The 25111-nt window shown below is 59.9% G+C and carries 26 protein-coding genes; 9 read left to right on the top strand and 17 right to left on the bottom strand.

What is annotated here, in order from left to right; genetic code table 11:
* Positions 1–51: 51 nt before the first annotated feature.
* The 7 genes from NBG89_RS24005 to NBG89_RS24035 form a co-directional block, all read right to left on the bottom strand.
* A complete protein-coding gene (locus NBG89_RS24005; protein WP_431322839.1) occupies positions 52–1428 on the bottom strand; it encodes an FGGY-family carbohydrate kinase in 1377 nt (458 codons plus the stop codon).
* Complete coding sequence (gene rhaM / locus NBG89_RS24010; protein ID WP_431322840.1) at positions 1425–1745, bottom strand: L-rhamnose mutarotase; 321 nt, start codon at positions 1743–1745, stop codon at positions 1425–1427. The genes NBG89_RS24005 and rhaM overlap by 4 nt, the downstream gene beginning before the upstream one ends.
* Positions 1742–2755 carry an ABC transporter permease gene (locus tag NBG89_RS24015; protein WP_431322841.1) on the bottom strand — a complete coding sequence of 338 codons (1014 nt, stop codon included), beginning with the start codon at positions 2753–2755 and terminating at the stop codon, positions 1742–1744. Before NBG89_RS24015 ends, rhaM begins: the two co-directional genes overlap by 4 nt.
* Positions 2752–3753 (bottom strand): ABC transporter permease, encoded by a 1002-nt coding sequence (locus NBG89_RS24020; RefSeq protein ID WP_431322842.1) that lies wholly within the window; start codon positions 3751–3753, stop codon positions 2752–2754. The genes NBG89_RS24015 and NBG89_RS24020 overlap by 4 nt, the downstream gene beginning before the upstream one ends.
* A 10-nt stretch (positions 3754–3763) precedes the next feature.
* Positions 3764–5299 carry a sugar ABC transporter ATP-binding protein gene (locus tag NBG89_RS24025; protein WP_431324536.1) on the bottom strand — a complete coding sequence of 512 codons (1536 nt, stop codon included), beginning with the start codon at positions 5297–5299 and terminating at the stop codon, positions 3764–3766.
* A 73-nt stretch (positions 5300–5372) separates the two neighbouring features.
* On the bottom strand, positions 5373–6368 hold the full coding sequence (rhaS, locus tag NBG89_RS24030; protein ID WP_431322843.1) for a rhamnose ABC transporter substrate-binding protein: 996 nt from the start codon (positions 6366–6368) through the stop codon (positions 5373–5375).
* Positions 6369–6419: 51 nt separating this feature from the next.
* Positions 6420–7229, bottom strand: a complete 810-nt coding sequence (locus tag NBG89_RS24035) for a DeoR/GlpR family DNA-binding transcription regulator (RefSeq protein ID WP_431322844.1) — start codon at positions 7227–7229, stop codon at positions 6420–6422.
* 201 nt (positions 7230–7430) lie between these two features.
* Here NBG89_RS24035 and NBG89_RS24040 point away from each other — a divergent pair, with 201 nt between their 5' ends.
* Complete coding sequence (locus NBG89_RS24040) at positions 7431–9527, top strand: bifunctional rhamnulose-1-phosphate aldolase/short-chain dehydrogenase (RefSeq protein WP_431322845.1); 2097 nt, start codon at positions 7431–7433, stop codon at positions 9525–9527.
* A 62-nt stretch (positions 9528–9589) separates the two neighbouring features.
* A complete protein-coding gene (rhaI, locus tag NBG89_RS24045; protein WP_431322846.1) occupies positions 9590–10882 on the top strand; it encodes an L-rhamnose catabolism isomerase in 1293 nt (430 codons plus the stop codon).
* Between the two features lie 64 nt (positions 10883–10946).
* Here rhaI and NBG89_RS24050 read toward each other — a convergent pair whose 3' ends face one another.
* Positions 10947–11405 carry a carboxymuconolactone decarboxylase family protein gene (locus NBG89_RS24050; RefSeq protein ID WP_431322847.1) on the bottom strand — a complete coding sequence of 153 codons (459 nt, stop codon included), beginning with the start codon at positions 11403–11405 and terminating at the stop codon, positions 10947–10949.
* Between the two features lie 111 nt (positions 11406–11516).
* Between NBG89_RS24050 and NBG89_RS24055 the strand changes: the two genes are divergently transcribed.
* Complete coding sequence (locus NBG89_RS24055) at positions 11517–12395, top strand: sigma-70 family RNA polymerase sigma factor (RefSeq protein ID WP_431322848.1); 879 nt, start codon at positions 11517–11519, stop codon at positions 12393–12395.
* A 71-nt stretch (positions 12396–12466) separates the two neighbouring features.
* Here the strand turns inward: NBG89_RS24055 and NBG89_RS24060 are convergent, their stop codons facing one another.
* Positions 12467–12673 (bottom strand): hypothetical protein, encoded by a 207-nt coding sequence (locus tag NBG89_RS24060; RefSeq protein WP_431322849.1) that lies wholly within the window; start codon positions 12671–12673, stop codon positions 12467–12469.
* 127 nt (positions 12674–12800) lie between these two features.
* Between NBG89_RS24060 and NBG89_RS24065 the strand changes: the two genes are divergently transcribed.
* Entirely contained in the window at positions 12801–13424 is a 624-nt protein-coding gene (locus NBG89_RS24065) for a TetR/AcrR family transcriptional regulator (RefSeq protein ID WP_431322850.1), read from the top strand.
* 249 nt (positions 13425–13673) lie between these two features.
* Here the strand turns inward: NBG89_RS24065 and NBG89_RS24070 are convergent, their stop codons facing one another.
* Positions 13674–14111 (bottom strand): DUF1810 domain-containing protein, encoded by a 438-nt coding sequence (locus tag NBG89_RS24070; RefSeq protein ID WP_431322851.1) that lies wholly within the window; start codon positions 14109–14111, stop codon positions 13674–13676.
* Positions 14112–14182: 71 nt separating this feature from the next.
* Positions 14183–14491, bottom strand: coding sequence for a hypothetical protein (locus tag NBG89_RS24075; protein WP_431322852.1), 309 nt, complete (start codon positions 14489–14491; stop codon positions 14183–14185).
* Positions 14492–14716: 225 nt separating this feature from the next.
* Here NBG89_RS24075 and NBG89_RS24080 point away from each other — a divergent pair, with 225 nt between their 5' ends.
* From NBG89_RS24080 to NBG89_RS24090, 3 genes are read left to right on the top strand one after another with little or no spacing between them, the layout of a single operon-like run.
* Complete coding sequence (locus tag NBG89_RS24080) at positions 14717–16087, top strand: amidase (RefSeq protein WP_431322853.1); 1371 nt, start codon at positions 14717–14719, stop codon at positions 16085–16087.
* Between the two features lie 30 nt (positions 16088–16117).
* Positions 16118–16981 (top strand): sugar phosphate isomerase/epimerase family protein, encoded by an 864-nt coding sequence (locus NBG89_RS24085; RefSeq protein WP_431322854.1) that lies wholly within the window; start codon positions 16118–16120, stop codon positions 16979–16981.
* Between the two features lie 19 nt (positions 16982–17000).
* Positions 17001–17795: an HpcH/HpaI aldolase family protein gene (locus NBG89_RS24090; protein WP_431322855.1), complete on the top strand. Its 795-nt coding sequence runs from the start codon at positions 17001–17003 to the stop codon at positions 17793–17795.
* A 1-nt stretch (position 17796) separates the two neighbouring features.
* Here the strand turns inward: NBG89_RS24090 and NBG89_RS24095 are convergent, their stop codons facing one another.
* Together NBG89_RS24095 and NBG89_RS24100 are read right to left on the bottom strand one after the other, a co-directional pair.
* The gene (locus NBG89_RS24095; RefSeq protein ID WP_431322856.1) at positions 17797–18468 is read right to left on the bottom strand and encodes a spermidine synthase; all 672 of its coding nucleotides are present in this window, start codon (positions 18466–18468) and stop codon (positions 17797–17799) included.
* A gap of 97 nt (positions 18469–18565) precedes the next feature.
* The gene (locus NBG89_RS24100) at positions 18566–18859 is read right to left on the bottom strand and encodes a hypothetical protein (protein ID WP_431322857.1); all 294 of its coding nucleotides are present in this window, start codon (positions 18857–18859) and stop codon (positions 18566–18568) included.
* A 201-nt stretch (positions 18860–19060) separates the two neighbouring features.
* Between NBG89_RS24100 and NBG89_RS24105 the strand changes: the two genes are divergently transcribed.
* Entirely contained in the window at positions 19061–19345 is a 285-nt protein-coding gene (locus NBG89_RS24105) for an acylphosphatase (protein ID WP_431322858.1), read from the top strand.
* Positions 19346–19388: 43 nt separating this feature from the next.
* On the opposite strand, the gene NBG89_RS24110 is transcribed toward NBG89_RS24105, so the two are convergent.
* From NBG89_RS24110 to NBG89_RS24120, 3 genes are all read right to left on the bottom strand, one after another.
* Positions 19389–21191 (bottom strand): PAS domain S-box protein, encoded by a 1803-nt coding sequence (locus NBG89_RS24110; RefSeq protein ID WP_431322859.1) that lies wholly within the window; start codon positions 21189–21191, stop codon positions 19389–19391.
* Between the two features lie 119 nt (positions 21192–21310).
* Positions 21311–21988, bottom strand: coding sequence for a dimethylsulfonioproprionate lyase family protein (locus tag NBG89_RS24115; RefSeq protein ID WP_431322860.1), 678 nt, complete (start codon positions 21986–21988; stop codon positions 21311–21313).
* 192 nt (positions 21989–22180) lie between these two features.
* Positions 22181–23515 carry an aspartate aminotransferase family protein gene (locus tag NBG89_RS24120; protein ID WP_431324537.1) on the bottom strand — a complete coding sequence of 445 codons (1335 nt, stop codon included), beginning with the start codon at positions 23513–23515 and terminating at the stop codon, positions 22181–22183.
* A gap of 142 nt (positions 23516–23657) precedes the next feature.
* Here NBG89_RS24120 and NBG89_RS24125 point away from each other — a divergent pair, with 142 nt between their 5' ends.
* A complete protein-coding gene (locus tag NBG89_RS24125; protein WP_431322861.1) occupies positions 23658–24206 on the top strand; it encodes a cupin domain-containing protein in 549 nt (182 codons plus the stop codon).
* On the opposite strand, the gene NBG89_RS24130 is transcribed toward NBG89_RS24125, so the two are convergent.
* Positions 24203–24982 carry a pyrroline-5-carboxylate reductase gene (locus NBG89_RS24130; protein ID WP_431322862.1) on the bottom strand — a complete coding sequence of 260 codons (780 nt, stop codon included), beginning with the start codon at positions 24980–24982 and terminating at the stop codon, positions 24203–24205. The two genes, NBG89_RS24125 and NBG89_RS24130, sit on opposite strands and share 4 nt — an antisense overlap.
* Positions 24983–25111 lie beyond the last annotated feature (129 nt).

Below are 25111 nucleotides of genomic sequence, written 5' to 3' on the forward strand. Positions count from 1 at the left end.
GAGCCTATAGCTAACGCTAAGATGGGGCGAGGGGTGCCGATGGAAAGACTGTTATGCCACCGCTGCATGCCAAGCCTGGCGGTAGGTTTCGAGCCCAGGTATGGCGCTCGCCGGCACCCGACGCTCGGCGCCGGCAGGCGGCTTGATCCCGGTCAAAAGCGCAGCGCCCTGGCTCGTGCCGGTCGATCCGGGGATGGCGATGACATCGCGGCTGGTTAGCGCGGTCAGCAACATCAGGTAGGTATCATTGAGTGCAAAAGGTCCTTCGACGATGATCGGGCCTTGCGCGCCGATCAGATCGAGGCAAGCCTGGTTCATCAATGCGAGATAGAGGCACAGTGCCGCATACCGCTCGGTCCCACTCGCGTCCTGTGCGTTGACCCAGCGCGCGCATTGGCCGGGGAACGGTCCGGAACCCGAGACAACATTCGGAAGCAGCATCATGCCTTTCGCGACGACTTGTTCGATTGCTGAGGCAACCGCTTTCCCGTCAACGTTCCCGATCTCGCCCGAGATCGTTTCGAATTCGCGTCCTCCCATGAAACGGGAAGAGGGAACAGCACGACCATAGGCATCGACATTGGCAAGTGCGTCACGCTTGGGATCAAGGTGAGCGAGATCTCCGCCGACCCCGAAATTGATCACCCATGTGCCGGTCGAGACCACTGAAAACGGCGCTGCGCGGTCGATCAGATGCGGCAGAAGTGACGCGTTGGAATCGTGAATGCCACAATAGACAGGAATCTCACCGGTAAGGCCGATCGCTTCGGCAATATGAGGCAGAACAGGCCCGAGCGAATCGAAGGCTGAGCGGATCGGCGCCATCAGATCGCCGATGCCAAGCGTGTCGACAAGCGAGGAATAGCGGCTCTCGCGCGGGTTCCAGAGATCGGTGTGGCAACCAAGAGAGGTGACCTCATTCGACGCGACACCGGTCAGCCTTGCCGTCCAGTACTGGGGATAGGTGACGATCGTCGCCACCTTGGCAAAGTCTTCGGGGAAGGCGGTCATCTGATAGTGCAGCTGCGCGCCGATATTCAGACCCATCGTCTGGTGCGGCGAAAAGGTCTCTTCGAAGGCAGGGCGCAGTCGCGCATAGGCCTCGCAAATGTCGGCGGGATATTCGTGCTCGTAATCGAGCACCGGCATGGCCAAATTGCCAGTTTTGTCGAGCAAAGCAGCCGAGGCACCATGCGTTGTGATCGAGATGGCGTCAAAGCCCGGCTCCTTGGCGAAGGAGCGAAGGGCGTTCAGCGTGAACGACCAGAGCCGGTCAATATCGTAGTGAGGATAGGGACCGTTCCTGAGAACCGTGTTCGGGGTTTTCGCCACGGCGACCTCCGCGCCGGTCGCGCCGTCCAGGACCACGACTTTGGCATTGGTCTTGCCAATATCGAGAACGGCGATGCGGCTAAAGTTCGGCATCATGGCATATGGAAGACAGTGACGAGGTCGCTCTGGACGGGGGAATTGTCCGGGTTGGTTGCCATGATGTCGGCCATGTGCGCCCACCATTTCTTCATAACAGGATGATCGGGAAGGCCCGCCATCGTATGATCGCCGCGACGCGTCAGAACGCCAAACAGCGTGTTCGTTTCGCGGTCGAGATGGATTGAGTAGTCGCTGGCGCCGGACTGATGCAGCAGTTCGACCAGTTCCGGCCAGATTTCGTCGTGCCGCTTCCTGTATTCGGCTTCCATGCCGGGATTGAGCGTCATCTTGAAGGCGTGCTTTTCCTGCGTCATTTGGAACTCATGGCTTTGATGCGGCGGGCGACGATCGGGATCGCGATGGTGATGATCAAAAGCAGGCCGATGAAGATCGACATGACGATGCCTGGGACATTCAACAGGCCCAGCCCGAATGTGACAAGGCCCATGACGAAGGCGGCAATGACGACGCCGCCGATCTTGCCCGAGCCGCCGAGGATCGAGACACCGCCGAGCACGACCATGGTGACGACTTCGAGTTCCCATCCCTGGGCAATCGAGGGACGAGTGGAGCCGAGCCGCGAGGTCAGGCAGACGGCGGCAACGCCGCTCATGACGCCGGTCAGTATGAAAAGAATGAACTTCACGCGCTCGACGGGGATGCCCGAGAAGCGGGCGGCGAAGTCGTTATTGCCGATCGTGTAGACCTGACGGCCAAAATTCGTGGCATGCAGCAGGATTGCAAAGGCGATCGCCAGCACGATGAAAAGCACGAACTCGAACGAGAAGACCCAGAAGACATAGCCCTGGCCGAAGAAGGCGAAATCCTCCGGATAGCCCCCATAGGCCTGATCGCCGAGGACGATATAGGAAATACCGCGAAACAGGCTCATCGTGCCGATCGTGACGACGATCGACGGCAGCTTCATGACGGAGACGAGGAAACCGTTGAACATGCCGCACACCAGCCCGACGCCGATGCCGATGCCGACGAGGCCGGGCGCCCCGACACCGACTTGCGCTGCTGCCCCCATCGCTGTGGAGGCCAGCGCAATAATGGCGGCAACCGAGAGGTCGATTTCGCCCGCAATGACGAGCAGCGCCATGGCAAAGGCGATCATCGCCTTTTCCGTGAAGTTGAAGGTCGCGTCCGACAGGTTCCAGGCGTCCAGGAAGTAGGGGGATGCCAGCGAATTGAAAATGAAGATCAGGACGGCGACACCGAAGAGCAGAACTTCCCAGCTCGACATGATGCGTTTGAACGGTGTGCCGAGGCGATCGGGGATGACGCGCTTTTCGCTCGGGGTGGAAACGACGGTGCTCATGCTGCCACCTCTGCTTTGATCTCTGCTGCGGCCTTGTCGCGCAGGATGATGCGGCCGCGATTGCGTTCGCGCCTTGCATTGAAGACGACGGCGAGGATGATGACGGTGCCCGAAATCGCCATTTGCGTGAACGGCGAGATGCCGATGACGGGAAGTGCGTTCTTGATGACGCCAAGGAAAAGCGCACCAAGCACCGTACCGACGACCGATCCAACGCCACCGGCAATCGAGATGCCGCCGATGACGCAGGCCGCTACGCTGTCGAGTTCGAAGCCATTGGCGATATCGACATAGGCGACCGCATAGCGCGATACCCAGAGATAGCTTGCAAGGCCGGCGAGCGCGCCCGAGAGGACGAAGGCGAGAAACTTCGTCCAGCCGACATCGACGCCGGCATAGACGGCGGCTGTCGGGTTGCCACCGGCAGCATAGGTCGAGCGGCCGAACTGGGTGTACTTCAAGAGCATGTAGATCAGGGCGACGATGATGATCGCCGCCCAACTTAGAACCGGCATGCCAAGGACCACGGTGCGCGGAACATTGAGGAACGTCGGCGTCATCTGATGCGCGTTGACCCACTCGCCGCCCGACAGCACGAAGGCCATGCCGCGATAGATGGTAAGCGTACCGAGCGTGACAACGATCGGCGGAATCTCCAGCGCCCAGACGAGGAAGCCATTGATCGCACCGAGAAAGGCGCCGATCAGGATCGCCGCAAGGATGAGCACGATCAGCGGCAGCTCGGGATAGGCGGCATTCATCATCGCAATGGCCATGCCCGTAAAGGCAAGGTTTGCGGCAACCGACAGGTCGATCGACTTGGTGAGAATGACCGTCATCTGCGCCAGCGCGAGGATGATGAGGATCGAGGTGTCGTTGAAGATCGCAGCGAGGTTGCCGGGCGTTGCGAAATCCTGGGCTCTTGTCGAGAAGGTCGCGACCAGGACCGCGATGATGACGAAAAGCAGCGTTTCGCGTTTTTTCAGGAGTCTGGACATTCCGATTACCTCAAGCATTGCCGGTCGCAGCGCGAACCAGCGTTTCCGGCGTCAGATCCTTGCGTTCGAAGAGACCGGCCATCAGCCCCTCCTTCATCACGAGGACGCGGTCGGACATTCCGATGATCTCCGGCAGTTCCGACGAGATCATGATGATCGACAGGCCCTCGGCGGCAAGCTCGCTGATAAAGCCGTGAACGGCGGCCTTCGAACCGATGTCGATGCCCTTGGTCGGTTCATCGAGGATGATCACCTTGGGCAATGTTGCCAGCCATTTGCCGATCACCACCTTCTGCTGGTTGCCGCCTGATAGCGTTCCGACGGGAACAGAGAGTGCTGCCGCGCGAAGATCCAGGCGCTCGGCATATTTACGGGCGAGGGCAAATTCATTGGCCGCCTTCAAGAACCCCTTGCGCGAGGTGCGGGCAAGCGAGGGCAGCGTCATGTTCTGGTAGATCGGCATGGGCAGCGCCAGACCGTGGCGGCCGCGCTCTTCCGGCACATAGACGATGCCGGCGCGGATGGCGTCAAACGGCGAGTGGATGGCAAGCGACCGGCCCTCTAGCTTCAGCTCGCCGGAGGCAGGCCGGGTGATGCCGAACAGGGACTGGCAGAGCTCGGAGCGCCCGGCGCCGATCAGCCCGTAGACACCAAGGATCTCGCCCTTGCGAAGCGAAAACGAGATGTCGCGAAACTCCGTCTGGTGACAGTATTTCTGGACTTCGAGCACCGGGCCGCCGATTGCTACGTCGATTTTCGGAAACGCATTCTCGACATCGCGCCCGACCATCAGCCGGACGATATCGTCTTGCGGCGTTTGCTTGAGTTGGCCGTGGCCAACAGCACGACCGTCGCGGAAAACGACGAAGTTATCGGCAATCTCATAGAGCTCGTCGAATTTGTGGCTGATGAAGAGGATCGCCTTGCCTTGTGCCTTCAGGCCCTCGACGATGCGGAAAAGGTCATCGATTTCCTTGCGGGAAAGCGCGGCTGTCGGCTCGTCCATGATGACGATGCGCGCTTCAATCGAGAGCGCTCGGGCAATGGCGACGAGATGGCGCTGAGCAATCGAGAGATCCTTCAGGCGGATCGTCGGATCGATATTGCTTTCAAGCGAATGCAGCAATTCCCTCGAGCGACTGTTCATCAGTTTCCAGTCGATCGTACGGAACTTCGTGCGCGGTGCGTGGCCGAGGAAAATGTTTTCGGCAACCGTCAGTTCGTCGAAGAGGACAGTTTCCTGATGGATGGCGGTAACGCCGACATCGATGGCGGCCTGTGCATTGGAAAAGGCCGTCGGCTTGCCGTCGACGATGATCTCGCCCTCATTCGGCCGGTAGATTCCGGTCAGGATCTTGACGAGCGTCGATTTTCCGGCGCCATTTTCGCCAATAAGCGCGGTGACCTTGCCGGGATAGAGCGCGATGCTGACGTTATCGAGCGCCTTCACGCCGGGGAAAATCTGCGAAATGCCGCGCATCTCGAGAATTGCGGGTGTGTCATCGGCCTTGGCGCTTGCGACGGACTGTTGAAGGGCAGTGTTCATCAGCATCTACCAGTGTTCCATGGGAAGGGCCCGGCGGCATGAACCGCCGGGTTTTGCTTTTGTGAGCGAGGTCTTAGAAGACCTTCGAGAACTGGTCGATGTTCGAGGCATTGTAGACGAAGGGATCAGCCATCGCGGCTTCGCCGTTTGCGCCAATCTTGATCTTGCCCATGCGGCCAGCTTCGATCTCGGTGCCCGGCTTGCCAGTCGCGTCCCCCTTGACGAGGTGATAGGCGATCTGCGTTGCGGAGTAGCCAAGGTCGATCGGGTTCCAGATGGCAAATTCCTTCGTCGCACCCGACTTGATCGCACCAGCCATTTCCGACGGCAGGCCGAGGCCGGTCACGTAGACCTTGCCGACAAGGCCCTTGTCCTCGACGACCTTGGAAGCGGCCAGGACGCCGACCGTCGTCGGAGCGACGATGACCTTGACGTTCGGGTTCGACTTCAGCAGGCCTTCTGCTTCACGGTAGGACTTGTCCGACAGATCGTCGCCGTAAACCGTGGTGACGAGGTTGAGGCCCGGGAAGTCCTTGAGCTGCTTCTTCATCTGGTCGATCCAGATATTCTGGTTCGTCGAGGTTGTCGTGGCCGACAGGATCGCGAAGTCGCCCTTGCCGCCTTCGAGGTGGTCCTTGGCAAGCGTCAGGCACATCTTGCCGATCAGTTCGTTGGACGAGGGGTTCAGCTGCAGGATGCGGCCGTCCTTGTTGACGCCGGAATCCCAGGAGATGACCTTGATGCCGCGCTGCTTGGCCTTCTTCAGGGCCGGAACAACTGCATCCGGATCATTGGCGGAGATGGCGATTGCATCAACGCCCTGAGCGATCAGCGAGTTGATGACTTCGATCTGGCCTTCCGCCGTCGTCGACGTCGGGCCGGTGTAGATGACCTCTACGCCGCCGAGTTCCTTTGCCGCTTCCTGCGCGCCCTTGTTGGCAGCTTCGAAGAAGCCGTTGCCGAGAGACTTGACGACCAGGCCGATCTTGACGTCCTTGGCGCTTGCGGCGCCAGCCATCAAGGCGACGGCAAAGGCGACGCCCACTGCCAGTGTCTTTACGAGTTTCATGCTTTCATCCTCCCACGTTGATAAGACTTGACTACATCCTGCCGGCGCCACTCAAGCGACCGACGAGGAATCCTCCTTCGCTTGCGAGACCGTGCTCGCAATGACGAGCTTGATGCCCGCATCTTCGATCATCCGCACCGAATCCTCGGGAATGCCGTCGTCGGTAATGATCGTCGAAACGCGGTCGAGCGGGCACAGAATGAGGCTCGACCGCCGGTGAAACTTGCTGGAATCGACCATGACGACGAGTTCATCGGCCTGGTGCATCAGCTTCTGCTCGCTTTGAATGATCTGCGCATCGGCTTCCATGACGCCGAGCGGACCGATGCCCTGTGCTCCGATAAAGAAGCGGCGGGCGTAAAAATTGCGGATCGCATCATTGTCGAATGGCGACAGGATCAGGCTCTGCTCGCGATAGATGACGCCGCCAGGGACCGTCACCGTGTTCTTCGAGTGCTTGACCAGGTGCTCGGCGATCGCAAACGAGTTGGTCATCACCTGCATGCGATGGGCTGCCATATAGTGCACCATCTGGAACGTCGTCGTCCCGCCATTGATGATGATGGCATCGCCAGGATCACACATGTCAACGGCTGCTCGCGCAATTGAGCGCTTTTTATCGATGTTGACTGATTCCGAAACCCGGAAGGGACGTCCGGCGAGATTTCCGAGTTGCGGCGGGTGCACGGCTTCGGCGCCACCGCGCACACGCCGGATCTTTCCCTGCACGTGAAGGGCCGCGATATCACGCCGGATCGTCGCCTCGGAAGCCTCGGTCAATTCGGAAATATCCTGAATCGTGACGACCGACTTTTCCTGAACGGCGCTCAGAATGATGCGATGGCGTTCGCGTTCGTGCATGGGGTTCCTCCTAGCTTGCTTATTTCGCAGTTGTGAGAATGTGTCAATCAAAAACGATCATAAAATTTCATATTGCGTTGCAACATAATCGAATTTGATCGTTTTCGATTGACAATGTCTATTTTGATGAGCGATACCGTCACCGCAAAGGGAGCGCTGAGTTCGTTCGCGCTTCCAAGGAATTTTACATGGGAGGATGACATGGCGGCAACCGTCCGGCTTCTGGATAACCGTTGGGACGAGGCATACGCGGCAGGCCTCGACGAGCCCGGCAAGCTTTTGTATCGCTCGAACCTGCTTGGCGCCGACAAGCGCATTACCAACTATGGCGGCGGCAATACTTCGGCGAAGGTGATGGAGACCGATCCGCTGACCGGCGAGAAGGTCAAGGTCCTCTGGGTCAAGGGTTCGGGCGGCGACGTCGGCACCATCAAGCTCGACGGTTTTGCGACCCTCTACCAGGACAAGCTGGACTCGCTGAAGCGGATCTACAGGGGCGTCGAAGACGAGGACCGCATGGTCGGCTTCCTGCCGCACTGCACCTACAATCTCAACAGCCGCGCCGCTTCGATCGACACGCCGCTGCATGGTTTCGTGCCCTTCACCCATGTCGACCACATGCATCCGGACGCGATCATCGCAATTGCTGCCTCCAAGAACTCGAAGGAACTGACGAAGCAGATCTTCGGCGACGAGATCGGCTGGCTGCCGTGGCGTCGTCCGGGCTTCCAGCTCGGCCTCGACCTCGAAGCCTTCGTCAAGGCAAACCCGAATTCGAAGGGCGTTGTCCTTGAAAGCCACGGTCTCTTTACCTGGGCAAACGATGCCAAGGCCTGCTATGAGCTGACGCTTGAGATCATCAACAAGGCGATCGTCTGGTTTGCGCAAAAGACGCAAGGCAAGACGATCTTCGGTGGCGCCGCCACCGACAGCCTGCCGGTTGAACAGCGCCGCGCCATTGCAGCCCGCCTGATGCCTGAAATTCGCGGCCGCATCGGCAAGGCGGAGCGCAAGCTCGGCCACTTCGACGACCAGGACGCCGTGCTTGAATTCGTCAATTCGAAGAACCTGCAGCCGCTTGGTGCGCTCGGCACCAGCTGCCCCGATCATTTCCTGCGCACCAAGATCCGCCCGCTGATCGTCGACTTCGATCCTGCAAAGCCTGACGTCGACGCAATCGTCGCCGGTCTCGACAAGGCACTGGAAGACTACCGCGCCGACTACGCCCGTTACTACAACGACTGCAAGCATGACAATTCGCCCGCCATGCGCGACGCGAACCCGGTCATCTTCCTTGTTCCTGGCGTCGGCATGCTGTCCTTTGCTCGTGACAAGGCGACTGCCCGCATTGCCAGCGAGTTCTACGTCAATGCCATCAATGTCATGCGCGGCGCTTCGACGGTCTCCGAGTATCAGGGCCTGCCAGAGCAGGAAGCCTTCGACATCGAATACTGGCTGCTCGAAGAAGCCAAGCTCCAGCGTATGCCGAAGCCGAGGAGCCTTGCCGGCAAGGTAGCCTTCGTCACTGGCGGCGCCGGCGGCATCGGCCGCGCGACGGCTGCCCGTCTGATCGGCGAGGGTGCATGCGTGGTTCTGGCCGACATTGACCAGGAAGCGCTTGATAGCACGAAGGCCGATTTCGCCAAACAGTTCGGCGCGGATGCGGTTTTCGGCGTCAAGCTCGACGTGACCAGGGAAGACGCGGTGATTTCGTCATTCGCAGAGGCCTGCGTCGAATTCGGCGGTGTGGATATCCTCGTGTCGAACGCCGGTATCGCGTCGTCTGCTCCGATCGAAAGCACCGAGCTTTCGATGTGGAACAAGAATATCGACATTCTGGCGACCGGCTACTTCCTGGTGTCGCGCGAAGCTTTCCGCCTCTTCCGCAAGCAGAATCTCGGCGGTAACGTCGTATTCGTTGCGTCCAAGAACGGTCTGGCATCGTCGCCGAACGCTGCCGCCTATTGCACGGCCAAGGCTGCCGAGATCCATCTTGCCCGTTGCCTGGCGCTCGAAGGCGCGGAAGCTGGCATCCGCGTCAACACCGTCAATCCGGATGCCGTTCTGCGCGGATCGAAGATCTGGAGTGGCGAGTGGCGCGAACAGCGCGCGGCATCGTCGAAGATCGAGATCAGCGAGCTGGAGGAGCACTACCGCAAGCGCTCCATGCTGAAGCTGAATGTCTTCCCCGAAGACATTGCCGAAGCAATCTACTTCCTGGCATCCGATCTTTCTGCCAAGTCCACCGGCAACATCATCAATGTCGATGCCGGCAACGCGCAGAGCTTCCCGCGCTAAATCGAGCTAAGGCGGCGGGCGCTTGTCCGCCGCGACCCATTCCACATTCTCGGGAGGAATTCATGGCCGAGTCCAGAATCGCGCAGGATGTCATTGCGCAGGAAAACGACAAGCGCGCGGATGCGCTGAAGTCTGATTATGAAGCGCTTGGCGCAAATCTTTCTCGCCGCGGCATCGACATTGAAGACATCACCCGCCGCGTATCTAAGTTCTGCGTCGCCGTTCCTTCCTGGGGCGTCGGTACGGGCGGCACCCGCTTTGCCCGCTTCCCCGGTTTCGGTGAACCACGCGGCATTTTCGACAAGCTGGACGACTGCTCCGTCATCAACGAGCTGACGCGTGCCACGCCGAACGTTTCGCTGCACATTCCCTGGGACAAGGCCGATGCCAGGGAGCTCAAGGCGAAGGGCGACGCACTTGGCCTTGGCTTCGACGCGATGAACTCGAATACCTTCTCCGATGCGCCGGGACAGAAGCACTCCTACAAGTATGGTTCGCTGAGCCATACCGATGCTGCAACTCGTGCGCAGGCGGTCGAGCATAACATCGAATGCATCGAGATCGGCAAGGCGATTGGCTCCAAGGCGCTGACAGTGTGGGTTGGCGACGGCTCGAACTTCCCCGGCCAGAGCAACTTTACCAAGGCTTTCGAGCGCTATCTCGCCTCGATGGCTGACATCTACAAGGCGCTGCCGGCTGACTGGAAGCTCTTTTCCGAACACAAGATGTATGAGCCGGCCTTCTATTCTACGGTCGTGCAGGACTGGGGTACGAACTACCTGATCGCCCAGACGCTCGGTCCGAAGGCTAAGTGCCTGGTAGACCTCGGCCACCACGCGCCGAACACCAACATCGAAATGATCGTTGCCCGCTTGATCCAGTTCGGCAAGCTCGGCGGCTTCCATTTCAATGACTCCAAGTATGGCGATGACGACCTCGATGCTGGCGCGATCGAACCCTACCGCCTGTTCCTCGTCTTCAACGAGCTTGTCGATGCCGAACAGCGCGGCGTCAACGACTTCAACCCGGCCCACATGATTGACCAGTCGCACAATGTGACCGATCCGATCGAAAGCCTGATCAACAGCGCCAACGAAATCCGCCGTGCCTATGCGCAGGCGCTCATTGTCGACCGCAAGGCGTTGGCCGGCTACCAGGATGACAACGACGCGCTGATGGCGACCGAAACCCTGAAGCGCGCTTACCGCGCTGACGTCGAGCCGATTCTTGCGGAAGCGCGTCGCCGTGCCGGTGGTGCGATCGATCCGGTCGCAACCTATCGCGCAAGCGGTTACCGCAGGAAGGTTGCTGCCGAGCGCCCGGCTTCGGTTGCCGGCGGTGGCGGTATCATCTGATCCTCAAGCCTCCCAAGGCATGTCTGTCGGGCCGCCGTCGATGAAACGGTGGCCCGATGCCGTTTTACGGCTTCCACTCGCCGGCGATCTGCCGGGTGGCGATGTTCAGTCGGTTCCAGACGTTGATGTTGGCGATGGCGATGACGAGGGCTGCCAGGCTCTTGCCGTCGAAATGCCGCGTGGCTTCGTCCCAGATATCGTCAGGCACGGGGTCGGCGCGATCGCTGACGCGGGTCACCGCCTCCGTCAGCGCAAGGGCTGCGCGTTCGGCCGCCGTGAAGTATGGCGTGTCGCGCCAGGCGCTGACGGCAAACAGGCGCTCGTCCGTTTCGCCGGCCTTCTTGGCGATGCGCGGATGCCCGTCGATGCAGACGCTGCAGCCATTGATCTGGCTGGCACGCAGATTGACGAGTTCCAGGAGGATTGGCGACAGGCCCGATTTGGCCGGTATCGCACCCAGGGCGTGGAGCGCCTGCATCGCTTCGGGAACGACGAGGGCTGGATTTCCCATTCTTGCTTGCATCACATGTCTCCTTGAGGTTTTTTCCAAAGTGACGCCGCCGGCCCTGCTTTGTCACATCGGCCGGGTTTCGTTCGTCATGGAGTTGACGCAACAGACTGGAGGAATGTGACAATGGATGAGAAAAATTGGCTGGCGGGAGAATTCGAGGCGAACCGGGCGCATCTTGGCGCCATCGCCTATCGCATGCTCGGCTCCCGCGCCGAGGCCGACGACGCTGTTCAGGAAGCCTGGCTGCGGCTCGGTCGCTCTGACGCTGACGTGATTGATAATGTCGGCGGCTGGCTGACGACCGTCGTGGCACGCATCTGCCTGGATATGCTGCGGTCAAGGAAGACGCGGCGGGAAGAGCCGTTCGACTTACCTGTCCATGAACGCCTTGCCGACACCTCCAAGACCGTTGATCCAGAGCGGGAAGTGGTTTTTGCCGACTCTATCGGCTTGGCGCTGTTGGTCGTCCTGGAGACACTGGCGCCGGCCGAGCGCGTTGCCTTCGTGCTGCACGATATGTTCGATCTGCCGTTTGACGATATCGCGCCGATCATCAATCGCTCATCGGCGGCAACGCGCCAGCTCGCAAGCCGCGCTCGCCGTCGGGTCCAGGGCAGGACCGATGTGCCGGAGGCGGACGCTGCGCGCAAGAAGCAGATCGTAAACGCGTTCCTTGCGGCTTCGCGCCTCGGCGACATCAAGGCGCTACTGTCGATCCTCGATCCGCAGGTGGTCTTCACCCCTGACGCTGCGGCGATGCGGTATAACCCTTCTGTTCGCGAGCTTCGCGGCGCAGATGCCGTTGCGGACACTTTCAAGGGGCGTGCCCAGGCCGCACAGCCAGCAATGATCGATGGAGAGTTCGGCCTTCTGGTTGTCGTTGGGGGGCAGCTGCGCGTTGTCCTGCTTCTGACCTTCGACGGAGAGAAGATTGCTGCGATCGATGCCGTCGCCGACCCGGAGTATCTCGGCAACCTGAAATACGACTTGCTGCAGGAATAGCAGGCTCGAACGAAAAGAGCCGCCGCTTGGTCAGCGACGACTCTCACAGGGGCAGGGAAGCGCCCGAAACCTCAGCAATAACTGCACATCGCAGCCGGGTTGGAGATCACGTTCAGAAATTTGCCCACTGGAGAGGCCCGCTGTTCGCGCTTCTTGGCGGCTGTCTCAAGGAGACGCTTGAAATCGTCAAGTTTCACACCGTCGGCGCGCAGCACCATGGCGATCAGGGGGTCACGAAGGGCTTCGGTGATGGTCAGGTCTTCTCTGGTCTTGCTCATGGTTTGCCTCCTTTCGTGGGCAGTAGCCCGTGTTCCACGCCGGCCGCATCATTCAACCACGTTGACTTCCGCGAAGAGTGGTGTTACCGGTAAGTAACAATGCATTTGTTACCGATCGGTCACATGGATGTCAAGGACCTTGTCCGCAAAAAAATCAGAATCGTTGAGCCTGCTGTCTCCCGCAAATACCGACGAAAAAGTCCCGCCACGGGAGCGCATCGTCTCGACCGCTGCCGAGCTGTTTCGTGAGCACGGCATTCGCGGTATCGGCGTGGATGCGATCGCCGATGCCGCGCTGACCAACAAGATGACGCTCTACCGTCATTTCGGGTCCAAGGATGAGCTGGTCTGCGAGACGTTGCGGCGTGCTTCGGAAAAGGCCGAGGCGATCTGGCGTGATCTCGAGACGGCCTATCCGGGCGATGCGAAGGGGCAGCTTAGGGCGTGGGTCGAAGCGCGAACGCAAAGCCTTTGTGGCGAACACGTTGGCTGTGATCTCGCCAATGCAGCCATCGAGCTGAAGGGTGAGGGGCATCCGGCCTATGGCGTGATCGAGCGCCACAAGGCAGAGCAACGCGACAGGCTGGAAGCGCTCTGTCTTGCAGCCGGTGCGCGCGAACCGGAACTATTGGCCGATACGCTGACGCTTCTTCTGGAGGGTGCTCGCGTCACGCGCCAGGCCATGGGCAACGACACATGTTGCAATCATTTCTCCAAGGCCTGCACCGCTGCCATCACCGCTTTTGCGTGATGGCATCCGCTGATCGGCGGGAACTATATCCTTTGTACTCGTTTCAAAAGATCTGGGAAACAAAGGCATGAACTGCCTGCCTTCATCGTCTGTGCGCAAGGCGCGCCGAACTTGAGGCCAAGCTTGAACTCCGTGAGGCGCGCAGTTCTTCGGTGACGAAGAGATCGACGACGGCGCATATCAGGAGTTGCGAGAGCGGATCAATGAGATCTCAACGGGGATCGAGGCGCTGGAGCACTTAAGCCCCGGCTAGTTGCTGGCGTTGAGGAGCTGGACGGTACGATCGTCGACCTGTCCCTGGTAGAGCCGTTCAATCACCGCATGAAACGGCGATCCATGTTCGCTGATCGCCGCAAAGAGCGTCATCGAAGAGCGCAGCTTGACATCATCAGGGGAGCCAAAGACCTCGTGCGCGGATTTGCCTTTAATAGCAAGGACGGCATCGACACAGCGCAGCAGTCTGCTCCCTAAAACAGGATCTGCAAGATAGGCTGCGGCTTCTTCGGCTGAGCGGATGGCGTATTTCTCCGCCATGAACGATGAGCCGAGGCCGGCGATCTGCGGAAAAATGAACCACATCCAGTGGGAGCGCTTGTGTCCGGCTCTCAACTCTGAGAGCGCCTTCTCATAGGTGCCATTCTGCGCGTCTACAAAACGCTCCAGATTGTAATCGATCTCATCGGGCATCGACGATCCTCCCCTTGCGCATAACCTATATCGCAGGGGAGGGTTGTCCATGCCCGGTGCGTGACAGAGCCTTAGCAGGATCTGTCCGGATACGGGCTGTGCTCACGGCAGAAATCGACCGCGGGCAGCGATTCAAAGATCGAACCAACCGTTGCCGTGTCCAGGCTCGATGCCATCGGTGCTGTAAAATGGACCGTCAGCCCGGCAACGCCCAAAAGCGTAAAGGCCGCAAGAACGATGAAGCGTTCTGATATGGAAGGCTTGTGCGCAGTCACATGCTCGACGTATTCGCGTTCACCCATGCTGTTCAACTCGTCATCCGTTGCGTGGTGGTGCACCACGTCGCCGCGCGCCGTGTTCCAACTCTCGCCGTTTGTCATTTTGTTAACTCCTACACTGATGCGTGCACCGGCGCATGATCGTCCTCAAGCCGGCAAACAGCACGCAAAAAGCCATGTGTGTTTTCTCAGGCTCCGATAGAAGACCGGATACGCAAACGCAGTGTTCATAAAATCGAACCAATCGGTTTGATTTGACTTTAAGGGCTTGGCTCGCCGAGGAAATTCGGTTTAGTTCGGTGGGTCAGTCAGATTGTGGATACCCCGATGACGAAAACATTTGGCGCTATGTCCGTGGCGCAGCTTTCAAGTCTCATTCAAACGGCAGCTGTCGATCCCATCGAGGTGACGGATGCCGTGATCGACGGCATCGAAGCATATGCCGATCGGGCGGTTTTCACGGCAATCCTGAAGGAGCGCGCAAGAAATGAGGCGAAAGCCTCGTCGAAGCGACTGAAAGAGGGCCGCTCGCGTGGCATGCTGGACGGCGTGCCAATCGCCTGGAAGGACCTCTTCGATATCAAAGATCGAACAACGACGGCCGGCTCGACTGTTCTGGCAAGCGGTCCGGCAGCGCAGGCAGACGCGCCAGTCGTGGCAACGCTGAAGCAAGCGGGTATGGTCTCGATCGGCTGTACCAATATGAGCGAGTTTGCCTTCTCCGGGCTCGGCATCAATCCGCACTATGCTACGCCACACAATCCGCTGAGCAGCGATGTTCCACGCATACCAGGCGGTTCGTCTTCCGGCGCCGGCGTTGCCGTGGCAGCTGGCCTCGTACCGGTGGCAATGGGGACGGATACGGGAGGGTCTGTGCGCATCCCTGCCGCCTTCAACGGCATTGTCGGATACAAGGCAACCCGCGGCCGCTACCCGATGGCGGGCGTCTATCCGCTGGCGAAAAGTCTGGATTCGCTCGGTCCGCTCTCAAGGACCGTTCAGGATGCGGTCTGGATCGACGCCGGGATGCGCGGCGCAGCAGTGCCCTCAATTGTCGCCTGCCCGCTCAAGGGGCTGGATATCGTGATCCCTGAAAACGTCGTGTTCGATGGCGCAGAAGCCGGCGTCCTCGCGGCGTTCGAGACGGCGGTCGACTGGCTCGCAGCTGAGGGCGCGTCGATCAGCCGGATCAAGATCCCGGCTTTCGATGAAATCCTAGCGCTGATGGCGAAATATGGTGCCCTGGTCACTGCAGAGGCGTTCGCGCTGCACCGCGAGCGGTTGGCAGGGCCGCAGGCCGCCGACATGGATCATCGCGTCGTGATGCGCATAAGGCTTGGCGAGAAGACAACGCTTTCGAATTATCTTGCGATCCTCGAGGCGCGTGAAACCTTGATAGCCGACGTCGAGCGCCTTGTGGGCCAAAGCTTCGTTGCCTTTCCGACAGTTGCTCACGTGGCGCCGCCAATCGCGCCGCTTGAAGCCGACGACGATCTGTTTTTCGCAACCAATGGCAAGACGCTGCGCAATACGATGCTTGGCAATTTCCTGGATTGGTGCGGCGTATCGATCCCCTGTGGAACGGGAGATGCCAACATGCCGGCAGGTTTCCTGCTTTCTGCTGTAGGCAAGCGGGACGAGGCGCTCCTCAGTGCGGCGCTTTCGGCCGAGGAGGTTATCCGCGGAGAGTTCATTTGAGACGGTAGGCATTGCTTGCGGGAGGAGAACATGACTGAAGGCAATCTGGAGAATGGACGTTTTGCAGTTTCGACGTGGTCGCTGCATCGGCTGTTAGGAGCCGTCTATCCCTACGGCCCGGATCCGGACAAGAGTGCCGCGCGCAAGGAACCATATGGGCCGGGGCGCTCCTCGCTGACCGAGATCCCCGCGCAGCTTGCCAAGCGGGGCATTGGGCGGCTGGAGATATGCTCGTTCCATCTGCCAAGCCTTGATCCCGCCTATCTCGCGGAGCTGCGTGCCGCGCTTCACGACGCTGATATTCTGGCGCAGACACTGCTGGTCGAAGATGGGGATCCAAGCCATCCAGAAACCGGCGAGCGTGATATTCAGTGGATTGCCGGCTGGATTGAGATCGCGCAAGCGCTTGGCGCCAAGAACATGCGGGTGATTGCCGGCAAGCAGGCACCGACGGCTGACAACCTCAAGCGAGCCGTGGGCCACCTTGGCTGGCTTGCGAAGCGGGCTGACAACAGCGGCGTTCGTGTCGTCACCGAAAACTGGTTCGAGCTTCTGGCTTCTCCAAGGCAGACCAACTGGCTGCTCGATGCTTTGCAAGATAGGGTCGGTCTGAATGGCGATCTCGGCAATTGGGCTGCGCCGGAAAAGTATGCAGGGCTTTGCGACATCATGCGTCGTGCGGAACTCTGCCACGCCAAGGCCGATTTCAATGGATCGGGGCTCGACAGCGCGGACTATCGCAAATGCCTGGAAGCCTGCCGGTCGGCAGGCTACAGCGGACCATACACCCTGATTTACGATTCGCCGTTTTTTGCCGATGAGTGGGATGGCATCCTGCTTGAAAAGGCATTCATCGAGGACTTTCATCAGGAAAGACAGCGCGCGGCTGGCTGAACCGCAGAAGGAGCATGGCATGAGTGGCGCAACGACGATCGACGGCTTCGCAAAGCGGATCCGAAGCGGAAAGGGCGGATTGATATCCGCATGGATCGGTATTCCCGATCCGCTTTTCGTCAATCATCTGGCGCAAGAGGCCTTTGATGCCATCGTGCTGGATCTGCAGCACGGTGTCTGGGATCTCGGGTCGGCCGCCATTGGCATCGGCCAGGGCAGGCTTGCCGGCAAGCCCGTGCTCGCCCGAATCCCGGTCGGCGATTTCTCGTCGGCCTCGCGTCTTCTCGATGCAGGTGCGTCGGGTATCATTGCGCCGATGATCAACTCGGCGGCGGACGCCGAGGCCTTCGCGAAAGCCACGAAGTATCCGCCGGTCGGCGAGCGCAGCTGGGGGCCGACACTGGCGATGAACCACACCGGGCTTTCCGCGACAGAATATCTCGAGACCGCCAACCAGCAGACTGTGGCGATTGCCATGATCGAGACACGCGCCGCCCTTGAGGGCGCGGATGAAATCATGCGGGTCGATGGCATCGACGGCATCTTTGTCGGTCCGTCCGATCTGTCCATTGCGTTGTCGGATGGAGCGAAAGTGGCGCCTGACACGGCCGAGGTTGACGGTGTTCTCAAGCATCTGATCGCGCGCTGCCGGGCGCACAGCAAATTCGCCTGCGTCTTCGGAAGCAATGGCGAGCGGGCCGGTGAACTGTTGAGAATGGGTTTTGATTTCGTCATAGCCGGGGCCGACACGCAGCAGCTCCGGTCCGGTGCTGCCAGTGCGATCGCAGCCGCACGACGGGTTCAGGCAGGCTGAGTTATTTGACGGCCAGCCAGATGACATGACGCGCGCCGCCGCGCTTGCCGTTGGCGCGCGTATTGACCTCCTCGACGGCAAAGCCGCAGTCACGAAGCCGCCGGGTGAAGGAGGCGTCCGGTCCCGATGACCAGACGGCGAGAACGCCTCCCGGACGCAGCGCATCGCGTGCGGTGCGCAGGCCAGCGAAATCATAGAGACGATCGTTGGAGCGGCGGGTAAGGCCGTCGGGACCATTGTCCACGTCGAGCAGGATGGCGTCGAACCGTGCCTTGCTTCGCCGTACCAGGTCTCCGACGTCGCCCTCATGGATGGCGACGCGGGGATCGTCGAGGCAGCCTTGGAATACCTTTGACATCGGGCCTCGAGCCCATTGCACAACGGCCGGCACCAGTTCGGCAACGATGATTGCAGCATCTTCTGGCAAAACCGACAGGGCAGCACGAAGTGTGAAGCCCATGCCGAGGCCGCCGATCAGTATATTGGGGCGTGCATGTCCCTTGATCTTTTCTCGCGAAAGTGTCGCAAGAGCTTCCTCCGAGCCGCTGAGGCGGCTGTTCATAAGTTCGTTCGAGCCCAGCATGATCGAGAATTCATTGCCTCTCTGCTTGAGACGCAATTCACCATTTTCTCCAGGAATGGCGGCTGAAGCGAGTTGAATCCAGGGGAGCATATCTGTCGTGCCTTGTGTTACACGTTTCCCCTAGCACATACGAAGCACCCCGCGAACCGCCAATTCGCGTCGCGGGGTGGCGTCACAAAGGTCTCGCTCAGTTGTTCTGGCACGCCTGATTTGTGAGCGTGTTGGTGCGGCCATGCGTTGCTCTGCGCTGGTCCTCGGGGCAACCTGTCCAATGGATCGAGCCGGAAGTCGAACTGGTGGTGCCAAAGTCGATCGGGATCGAGAACCCTCCACCGCCGGTTCCATCGCTGTCTGGCGAGGTACCAAGTGGCGGCGAACCGTCAATGCGGCCGCTGCTGTCCATGCCCATACTTGCTTGCGCAAAGGCCGAACCGACGAAACTGACGAGGAGCACTGAAGTCACTGCGATAAGCCTGCGCATGATCGAGATCCCTTCAAGTTGAAGCACTTATCAATGTAGCGCAGCGTTTGATTCGGTCCAGCGGTTCGCGCATTTCCGGCGTCGAAAATTACGCAATATCGATCCATGCTCAGTGATGGCGACATGCGGTTGCGCGAGCAACGCTTGAATTTTTTTCGGATGCGCCAGATTGCTGACAAGGCAGGCGTCAGGGAGACTAGCATGGGCGAGGGTTCCAAGGCGGTTCTGGTGCGGATATCCGGCCGGGTTCAGGGCGTCAGCTTCCGCGTCTGGACACGGGCGAGGGCAGAGGAGTTCGGCCTGGCGGGCTGGGTTCGCAATGAAGATGATGGCTCTGTGACCGCTCTCATCGCCGGTCCGCAAACGGCTGTTTCGGCGATGTTGAAGGAATTCTGGAAAGGACCACCCGGCGCGTCTGTCGTTACAGTAGAGACGGAAGCGGCATCCTTGGCAAAACCACCCTCTGGATTCCGGATCACGGCATAGATGGCAAAAAGGAGCCTGCAGGAGGGGCCGCCTGCCGCAGATGTCACTGCCGGGATTCATCCGATTGATCGTGGTCCCATCCACCACCGACAGGGGCGTCGACCAGACAGATGACGCCGGCCGGATCGTAGATGATTGTCACGTCACCTTTCAATTCGGCCGCCAGGAGGTTTTCGATCAGGCGCGAACCGAAACCCTTGCGCGATGGTTGCGCAACGCTTGGGCCTCCCGTTTCCCGCCACTGCAGCCTCAACCTGGCAGGATCATCACCCTCGAACGACCATTCGATCGAAACATGGCCGCCCGCAGCGGACAGGGCACCATACTTGGCGGCATTCGTCGCCAGTTCATGCAGTGCCAGCGAAATCGATACGACGGCGCGCGGCGCGAGTTGAATGCTCGGGCCCGAGATCGAGAACCTGTCGGGTTGATAGGGCGACAGTGCTTGTCGCACCACCGTCTCCAGTTCTGCCCGCTCCCAGTTGCCATGCGTCAACAGATCGTGCGCTCTCGACATCAAGGCAAGACGAGCCTCGAATGCGTCCACGCCCGCCCGGTTTGCTTTCTCGCGACCGAGCGTCTGTCGCGCGATGGCCATCACGGTTGCGAGCACGTTCTTAACGCGATGGTTGAGTTCGCCGACGAGAACGGTCTGGAGCCGTTCGGCCTCCTTTCGCGCGCTGATGTCGTGCGCTATTTTCGACGCCCCGACGATCCTGCCATAAGGGTCGAAAATTGGCGAAACGCTAAGCAGCACGTCGACCAGCCTGCCATCCTTGCGCCGCCGCTTGGTCTCATAGGGATCAACCTTGAGACCGGCGCTGACCTGCCGGATGATTGCCGGCTCCTCTTCAATCCGGTCGTCGGGAACGAGCAGTACGACCGAGTGGCCGATCGCTTCCTCGGCCGAATAGCCGTAGAGCTTTTCGGCTCCGCTGTTCCAGCTGGTGATCCTCATGTTCAGATCCGTGCCGAGAATGGCGTCGTCGGACGAGGCAATGATCGCCGCAAGACGGCGCTCAACCTCCTGAGCCCGCTTGCGTTCCGTAATATCGACGACAACGGCGGCAGCCTGGCGTATGTCGCCATTCGCGTCGCGCATTGGCGAGATCGAATTCGCTACCCAGACCAGGCTGCCGTCCTTGCGAACGTAGCGCTTCTCGATTTCAAAGCTCTGGCCGGTTTGAAGCATTGTCCTGAAGGCGTGAACGTAGTCGTCGAGATCCCGGGGAAATGTGATGTCCTGTACCCGCATCTTCAAAAGCTCGGCCTCCGAGTAGCCGATGATCTCGCAGAAGCGCCTGTTGACGAGCAGGAGTCTCCCGGCGAGATCCGACTGGCAGATGCCCGCTGCCGACTGCGAGAATATTGCGCGAAACCGCTCCTCGCTCTCCCGCAATGCCGTTTCGGACCTCACACGTTCCGTCGTCTCGCTGACGATGCAGAACACTCCACGAACCTTCCCGACCTCGTCCCTGATCGGTGAATAGGAAATGTCGAAGTGGACAGTCTCGGGATAGCCGTGCCGTTCGATATAAAATGGCCGGTCCTTTGCGACCACCGTTTCTCCATGGTCGAGGACACGTCTGAGGAGCGGTTCCAGGTCGCTCCACAATTCGCTCCAGTTCTCGCGGGCGGGCCGGCCGAGGGCCTGAGGATGCTTGGTCCCGATGGTCGGCGCATAGGCATCGTTATAAAAGGCAATGAAATCCGGGCCCCAGAAGATGACGATCTGAGCTTTGGCCGGCAGCATGATGTCGACGGCCGATTTCAGGCAGAGCGGCCACGAAGACGGTCGGCCCAGGCCGCTTGCTTCCCAGTCATCGCCATAAATGCGATCGGCCATCTCGCCTGATCCGGCATTTGTATCGCTGCTGCGCAGGAGTTTTGTCCTCTCTAGAATGGCCCTTGCAATTCAAAGGTCTGGCGCGCAAACGTCAAGAGGCAAATCAGGCAGGCGAGCCATTATCGCTCGACGTGGCACCAGGCAGCCAGAAGCGGTCGCGCGGTGCACCGCATCGCGACGTTGTGGCCCGCTTCATTGAAGAAAATGGAGCCGACGGAGGCGCGCTGCCACCCCTTGTCGTCACAGGAAAACTCGCAGTCGGATAACGCCAGGAAAACACGGGAGCGATACTGAATGTGATCCGGGAAGCGGCTATACGGCGCCATGATCGTCAGGCCGAGAGCGACGTCGTCTCGCTCCTCCACGCCTGATATGCCCGCCACCACTGCATGCGCATGTGTATGCTCTATGTTGATGCTGGCAAACGGACCGGTCTTGCTCGCAACCCATTCCAGGCTTTTGGCGACATCGCTGATGGCTGCCGCTACCTCGGCGAAGAGCTCACCCTTTGAGGTCAAGTTGCGTAACGCAAACTGCAATTGCGGTGCCAACGGCACAGGCGTGGCCGGCTTGGTTGCGATTGCACCCGGTTCCTGCAGCAGGTGAAAGACCTTCCCTGCAACAAATTTTTCCATGAATGGAGCCGCATCGGACAGCATGATGTTGCCCAACGCCCCGATCAGGCGCTGCACGGCGGCAGGTCTGCGCGCGCGGCTTATGGGATAGTCGCCGCTGGCAGCCCTGGTTCCACGATGCAGGAGGAGATCTGCTTCCCGTCTCAACCGGGGTTTCGACATCGATATGGAAAACTCCTTGGTCACACTCAGGGATCCTTATCCCGGTGGGATCAAAAAGCAAACTGTTCAAAGCGCCTTTTCCGAGGACGCTGACACGATGCCGACAGGCAACGGCAGAATTCTGCATCGACCGAACGCGCTTGTTTCTGTTTGGCTGTTCATCGCCAAACAGAAACGGTTCAGACGCGCTGGTTAGGCTGCCCGCCTCAAGGCATCCGCCAGAATGGAGACGATGCGTTCAATTTCGACCGGCTCAATGATCAGTGGTGGCGAGAGCGCGATAATATCGCCAGTCACACGAATGAGCAGCCCGTTACGGAAGCAGTCCACGAAGACGTCATAGGCGCGTGTCCCCGGTGCGCCGTCGCGTGGCGCAAGTTCGACGGCGCCGACGAGACCAAGGTTGCGGATGTCGGCGACATGCGGCAGTCCCTTCAAGGAGTGAAGTGCGTCCTGCCATGTGTCGGCCAGGGATGCCGCCCGGGTGAGCAGGCCTTCCTCCTCGTAGATTTCCAAAGTGGCAATGCCGGCGGCACTGGCGACCGGGTGGCCGGAGTAGGTGTAGCCGTGGAAGAGCTCGATCTGGTTTTCCGGCCCGATCATCAATGCGTCGTAGACGTTTCGGCTCGCAAAGACCGCTCCCATCGGAATGGCGCCGTTCGTCAGGCCCTTGGCGGCGGTGACGAGATCGGGAATGACGCCGAAATAATCGGTGGCGAATGGCGTGCCCAGGCGGCCAAAGCCGGTAATGACCTCGTCGAAGATCAACAGGATGCCGTGCTTGTCGGCAATGGCGCGCAGGCGCTCCAGATATCCCTTTGGTGGCAGGATCACGCCTGCCGACCCGGACATTGGCTCGACGATGACGGCGGCGATTGTTTCGGCGCCGTGCAAGGCGACGAGGCGCTCCAGATCGTCCGCAAGCTCAACGCCGTGCTTAGGCAGTCCCTTCGAGAAGCTGTTTTGCTCGATGTCGAGGGTATGGCGCATATGGTCTGCGGGAATCTGCGGAAAGACCCGACGGTTGTTGACAAGTCCGCCGACCGAAATGCCGCCGAAGCCAACGCCATGATAGCCCTTCTCGCGACCGATGATACGCGTACGCGTCCCCTGGCCAATGGCGCGCTGATAGGCGATTGCAATCTTCAATGCGGTATCGACCGATTCCGAACCGGAGCCTGTGAAGAACACGCGATCGAGTTTTGCGGCCGGGCCGCCCGGCGCGATCCTTGCGAGCTTTTCAGCAAAGTCGAAGGCAACAGGATGGCCCATCTGAAAGGTCGGAGCGAAGTCCAACGCCTGCAATTGGCGGGCAACGGCGTCGGCGACGCGCTTGCGCCCGTGGCCGGCATTGACGCACCAAAGGCCAGCCGTCCCGTCCAGCACCTTGTTGCCGTCGATATCGGTGTAATACATGCCTTCAGCCGAGGCGAGCAACCGGGGTGTGGCCTTGAACTGACGGTTTGCCGTAAACGGCATCCAGAAATTATCGAGGGAAGGCCGGTTGGAAATGCTGATCTGGTCCACCACTATCGTCTCCATTGTGCGTGGTGACATGTTCAGTGATTTCCGTCACGGGACAAGTCCTTTTCTACATGTGAACAAGCACTTGAATTTCATAGGCATGCGTTGAATATGTTCGATATATGCAACAGTTGAAACGCCCCCCATGTCCGTCGATATCGGAAACCGCCTTCGTCATCTGAGGATGACGCACAATCTCTCGCAACGTGAACTGGCAAAGCGCGCCGGCGTCACGAATTCGACGATCTCCTTGATCGAGTCGAATTCCTCCAACCCCTCCGTTGGCGCGTTGAAACGCATCCTCGACGGTATTCCGATCGGTCTCGCGGAATTCTTCGCCTTCGAACCCGAACGGCCCAGGAAAGCATTTTATGCGGCCGAGGAGCTCGTCGAGATCGGCAAGGGGGCAATCTCCTATCGGCAGGTCGGAGACAGCCTGTTTGGCCGCAGCCTGCAGATTCTGAAGGAGTGCTATCAGCCGGGCTCCGACACTGGCAAGGTTCCGCTCGTCCACGAGGGAGAAGAGGGAGGAATTGTCCTTTCCGGGCGGCTCGAGGTGACGGTCGACGATGAACGCCGGGTCCTGGGGCCGGGAGATGCCTACTATTTCGAAAGCCGGCGGCCGCACCGGTTCCGATGCGTTGGGCCGGTCGCGTGTGAGGTCATCAGTGCCTGCACGCCGCCGACCTTCTAGGCACCCTTGATCCTTGCCAGAACGCCGTCAAGCGCCAGGATCAGGGCATCGCGTCCGCCGTTTTTATGAAAGTCGGACAAGACCTGCTCGTTCAGGCCGCCCTTTGTCGCAAACTCGCTGCTGAGCTCTTTGAGGGCAACGGTGTCGGAGCGAAGCGCCGTCTGTGAAAGACTGGCAAACAGAGATGCGATATAGGCGCGCCCCTTGCCTTTGGCGAGGCCGCGCTCCTCCAGCCAAGCCGCCGAGACGTCCATGATCCCAAGGACTGTCGACATCAATGAGCTCGCCGCGGCCAAAAGGTCATACTCCTCCTTGGTCTCGCATTCGACAGCCGTGCCAAGAACCGAAAAAAGCGCGGCAACGTGGGCGTCTGGCGGGAAAACGGCAGTCACCCCCTCGCGATCCGCAACGAAAGGCAACGGGATGGCCTGAACGAGATGAACATCTACCCCGATCCAACCGAGAAGCGTCTTGCAGTCGGTCGCGGCAATGACGCTGAGAACGGACTGACCCTTTCGGAACGTCAGTCCGCTGACGACGTCCTGCGCGATCTGCGGGCGCACGGCCAGGACCACCATGTCGCTCGCGTCGATGACAGCCTGGTTGTCGGCAGCAATCGAAACCTCTGCAAAGTCATCCGCCAGCTGCCGCGCGATCTTGGCGTTGCGGGGCGAAACCGTCACTCGCGAGACGGCGGCAGGATTGGTCAACAGGCCCCTGACCATGGCATCAGTGATGGTTCCAGTTCCGATGAAGCCGATCTTCCGTGGGTCCACGCGGCTGCCTCCCGTATTCGGTGGTTATGCGCGCCATCATTGCGCCCTTCCCGATTGGATACCGCCTCGCAAGGCCGCTCGCAAGGCGGAGTCTGGCTGTTCAATGCTACGACCGGGCCGCACTCGTTT

Origin of the sequence: Rhizobium sp. YTU87027 (assembly GCF_050644135.1) — a bacterium.
Lineage (GTDB): Bacteria > Pseudomonadota > Alphaproteobacteria > Rhizobiales > Rhizobiaceae > Rhizobium.

Excerpts from the sequence above, each read along its gene's own strand:
- NBG89_RS24025 (WP_431324536.1), bottom strand. The coding sequence starts at position 5,299 with ATGAACACTGCCCTTCAACAGTCCGTCGCAAGCGCCAAGGCCGATGAC.
- NBG89_RS24095 (WP_431322856.1), bottom strand. The coding sequence starts at position 18,468 with ATGCTCCCCTGGATTCAACTCGCTTCAGCCGCCATTCCTGGAGAAAAT.
- NBG89_RS24090 (WP_431322855.1), top strand. The coding sequence starts at position 17,001 with ATGAGTGGCGCAACGACGATCGACGGCTTCGCAAAGCGGATCCGAAGC.
- NBG89_RS24040 (WP_431322845.1), top strand. The coding sequence starts at position 7,431 with ATGGCGGCAACCGTCCGGCTTCTGGATAACCGTTGGGACGAGGCATAC.
- rhaS (WP_431322843.1), bottom strand. The coding sequence starts at position 6,368 with ATGAAACTCGTAAAGACACTGGCAGTGGGCGTCGCCTTTGCCGTCGCC.
- NBG89_RS24050 (WP_431322847.1), bottom strand. The coding sequence starts at position 11,405 with ATGCAAGCAAGAATGGGAAATCCAGCCCTCGTCGTTCCCGAAGCGATG.
- rhaI (WP_431322846.1), top strand. The coding sequence starts at position 9,590 with ATGGCCGAGTCCAGAATCGCGCAGGATGTCATTGCGCAGGAAAACGAC.
- NBG89_RS24005 (WP_431322839.1), bottom strand. The coding sequence starts at position 1,428 with ATGATGCCGAACTTTAGCCGCATCGCCGTTCTCGATATTGGCAAGACC.
- NBG89_RS24060 (WP_431322849.1), bottom strand. The coding sequence starts at position 12,673 with ATGAGCAAGACCAGAGAAGACCTGACCATCACCGAAGCCCTTCGTGAC.
- NBG89_RS24035 (WP_431322844.1), bottom strand. The coding sequence starts at position 7,229 with ATGCACGAACGCGAACGCCATCGCATCATTCTGAGCGCCGTTCAGGAA.
- NBG89_RS24085 (WP_431322854.1), top strand. The coding sequence starts at position 16,118 with ATGACTGAAGGCAATCTGGAGAATGGACGTTTTGCAGTTTCGACGTGG.
- rhaM (WP_431322840.1), bottom strand. The coding sequence starts at position 1,745 with ATGACGCAGGAAAAGCACGCCTTCAAGATGACGCTCAATCCCGGCATG.
- NBG89_RS24080 (WP_431322853.1), top strand. The coding sequence starts at position 14,717 with ATGACGAAAACATTTGGCGCTATGTCCGTGGCGCAGCTTTCAAGTCTC.
- NBG89_RS24055 (WP_431322848.1), top strand. The coding sequence starts at position 11,517 with ATGGATGAGAAAAATTGGCTGGCGGGAGAATTCGAGGCGAACCGGGCG.
- NBG89_RS24065 (WP_431322850.1), top strand. The coding sequence starts at position 12,801 with ATGTCAAGGACCTTGTCCGCAAAAAAATCAGAATCGTTGAGCCTGCTG.
- NBG89_RS24015 (WP_431322841.1), bottom strand. The coding sequence starts at position 2,755 with ATGAGCACCGTCGTTTCCACCCCGAGCGAAAAGCGCGTCATCCCCGAT.
- NBG89_RS24105 (WP_431322858.1), top strand. The coding sequence starts at position 19,061 with ATGGGCGAGGGTTCCAAGGCGGTTCTGGTGCGGATATCCGGCCGGGTT.
- NBG89_RS24070 (WP_431322851.1), bottom strand. The coding sequence starts at position 14,111 with ATGCCCGATGAGATCGATTACAATCTGGAGCGTTTTGTAGACGCGCAG.
- NBG89_RS24020 (WP_431322842.1), bottom strand. The coding sequence starts at position 3,753 with ATGTCCAGACTCCTGAAAAAACGCGAAACGCTGCTTTTCGTCATCATC.
- NBG89_RS24075 (WP_431322852.1), bottom strand. The coding sequence starts at position 14,491 with ATGACAAACGGCGAGAGTTGGAACACGGCGCGCGGCGACGTGGTGCAC.
- NBG89_RS24125 (WP_431322861.1), top strand. The coding sequence starts at position 23,658 with ATGTCCGTCGATATCGGAAACCGCCTTCGTCATCTGAGGATGACGCAC.
- NBG89_RS24115 (WP_431322860.1), bottom strand. The coding sequence starts at position 21,988 with ATGTCGAAACCCCGGTTGAGACGGGAAGCAGATCTCCTCCTGCATCGT.
- NBG89_RS24110 (WP_431322859.1), bottom strand. The coding sequence starts at position 21,191 with ATGGCCGATCGCATTTATGGCGATGACTGGGAAGCAAGCGGCCTGGGC.
- NBG89_RS24100 (WP_431322857.1), bottom strand. The coding sequence starts at position 18,859 with ATGCGCAGGCTTATCGCAGTGACTTCAGTGCTCCTCGTCAGTTTCGTC.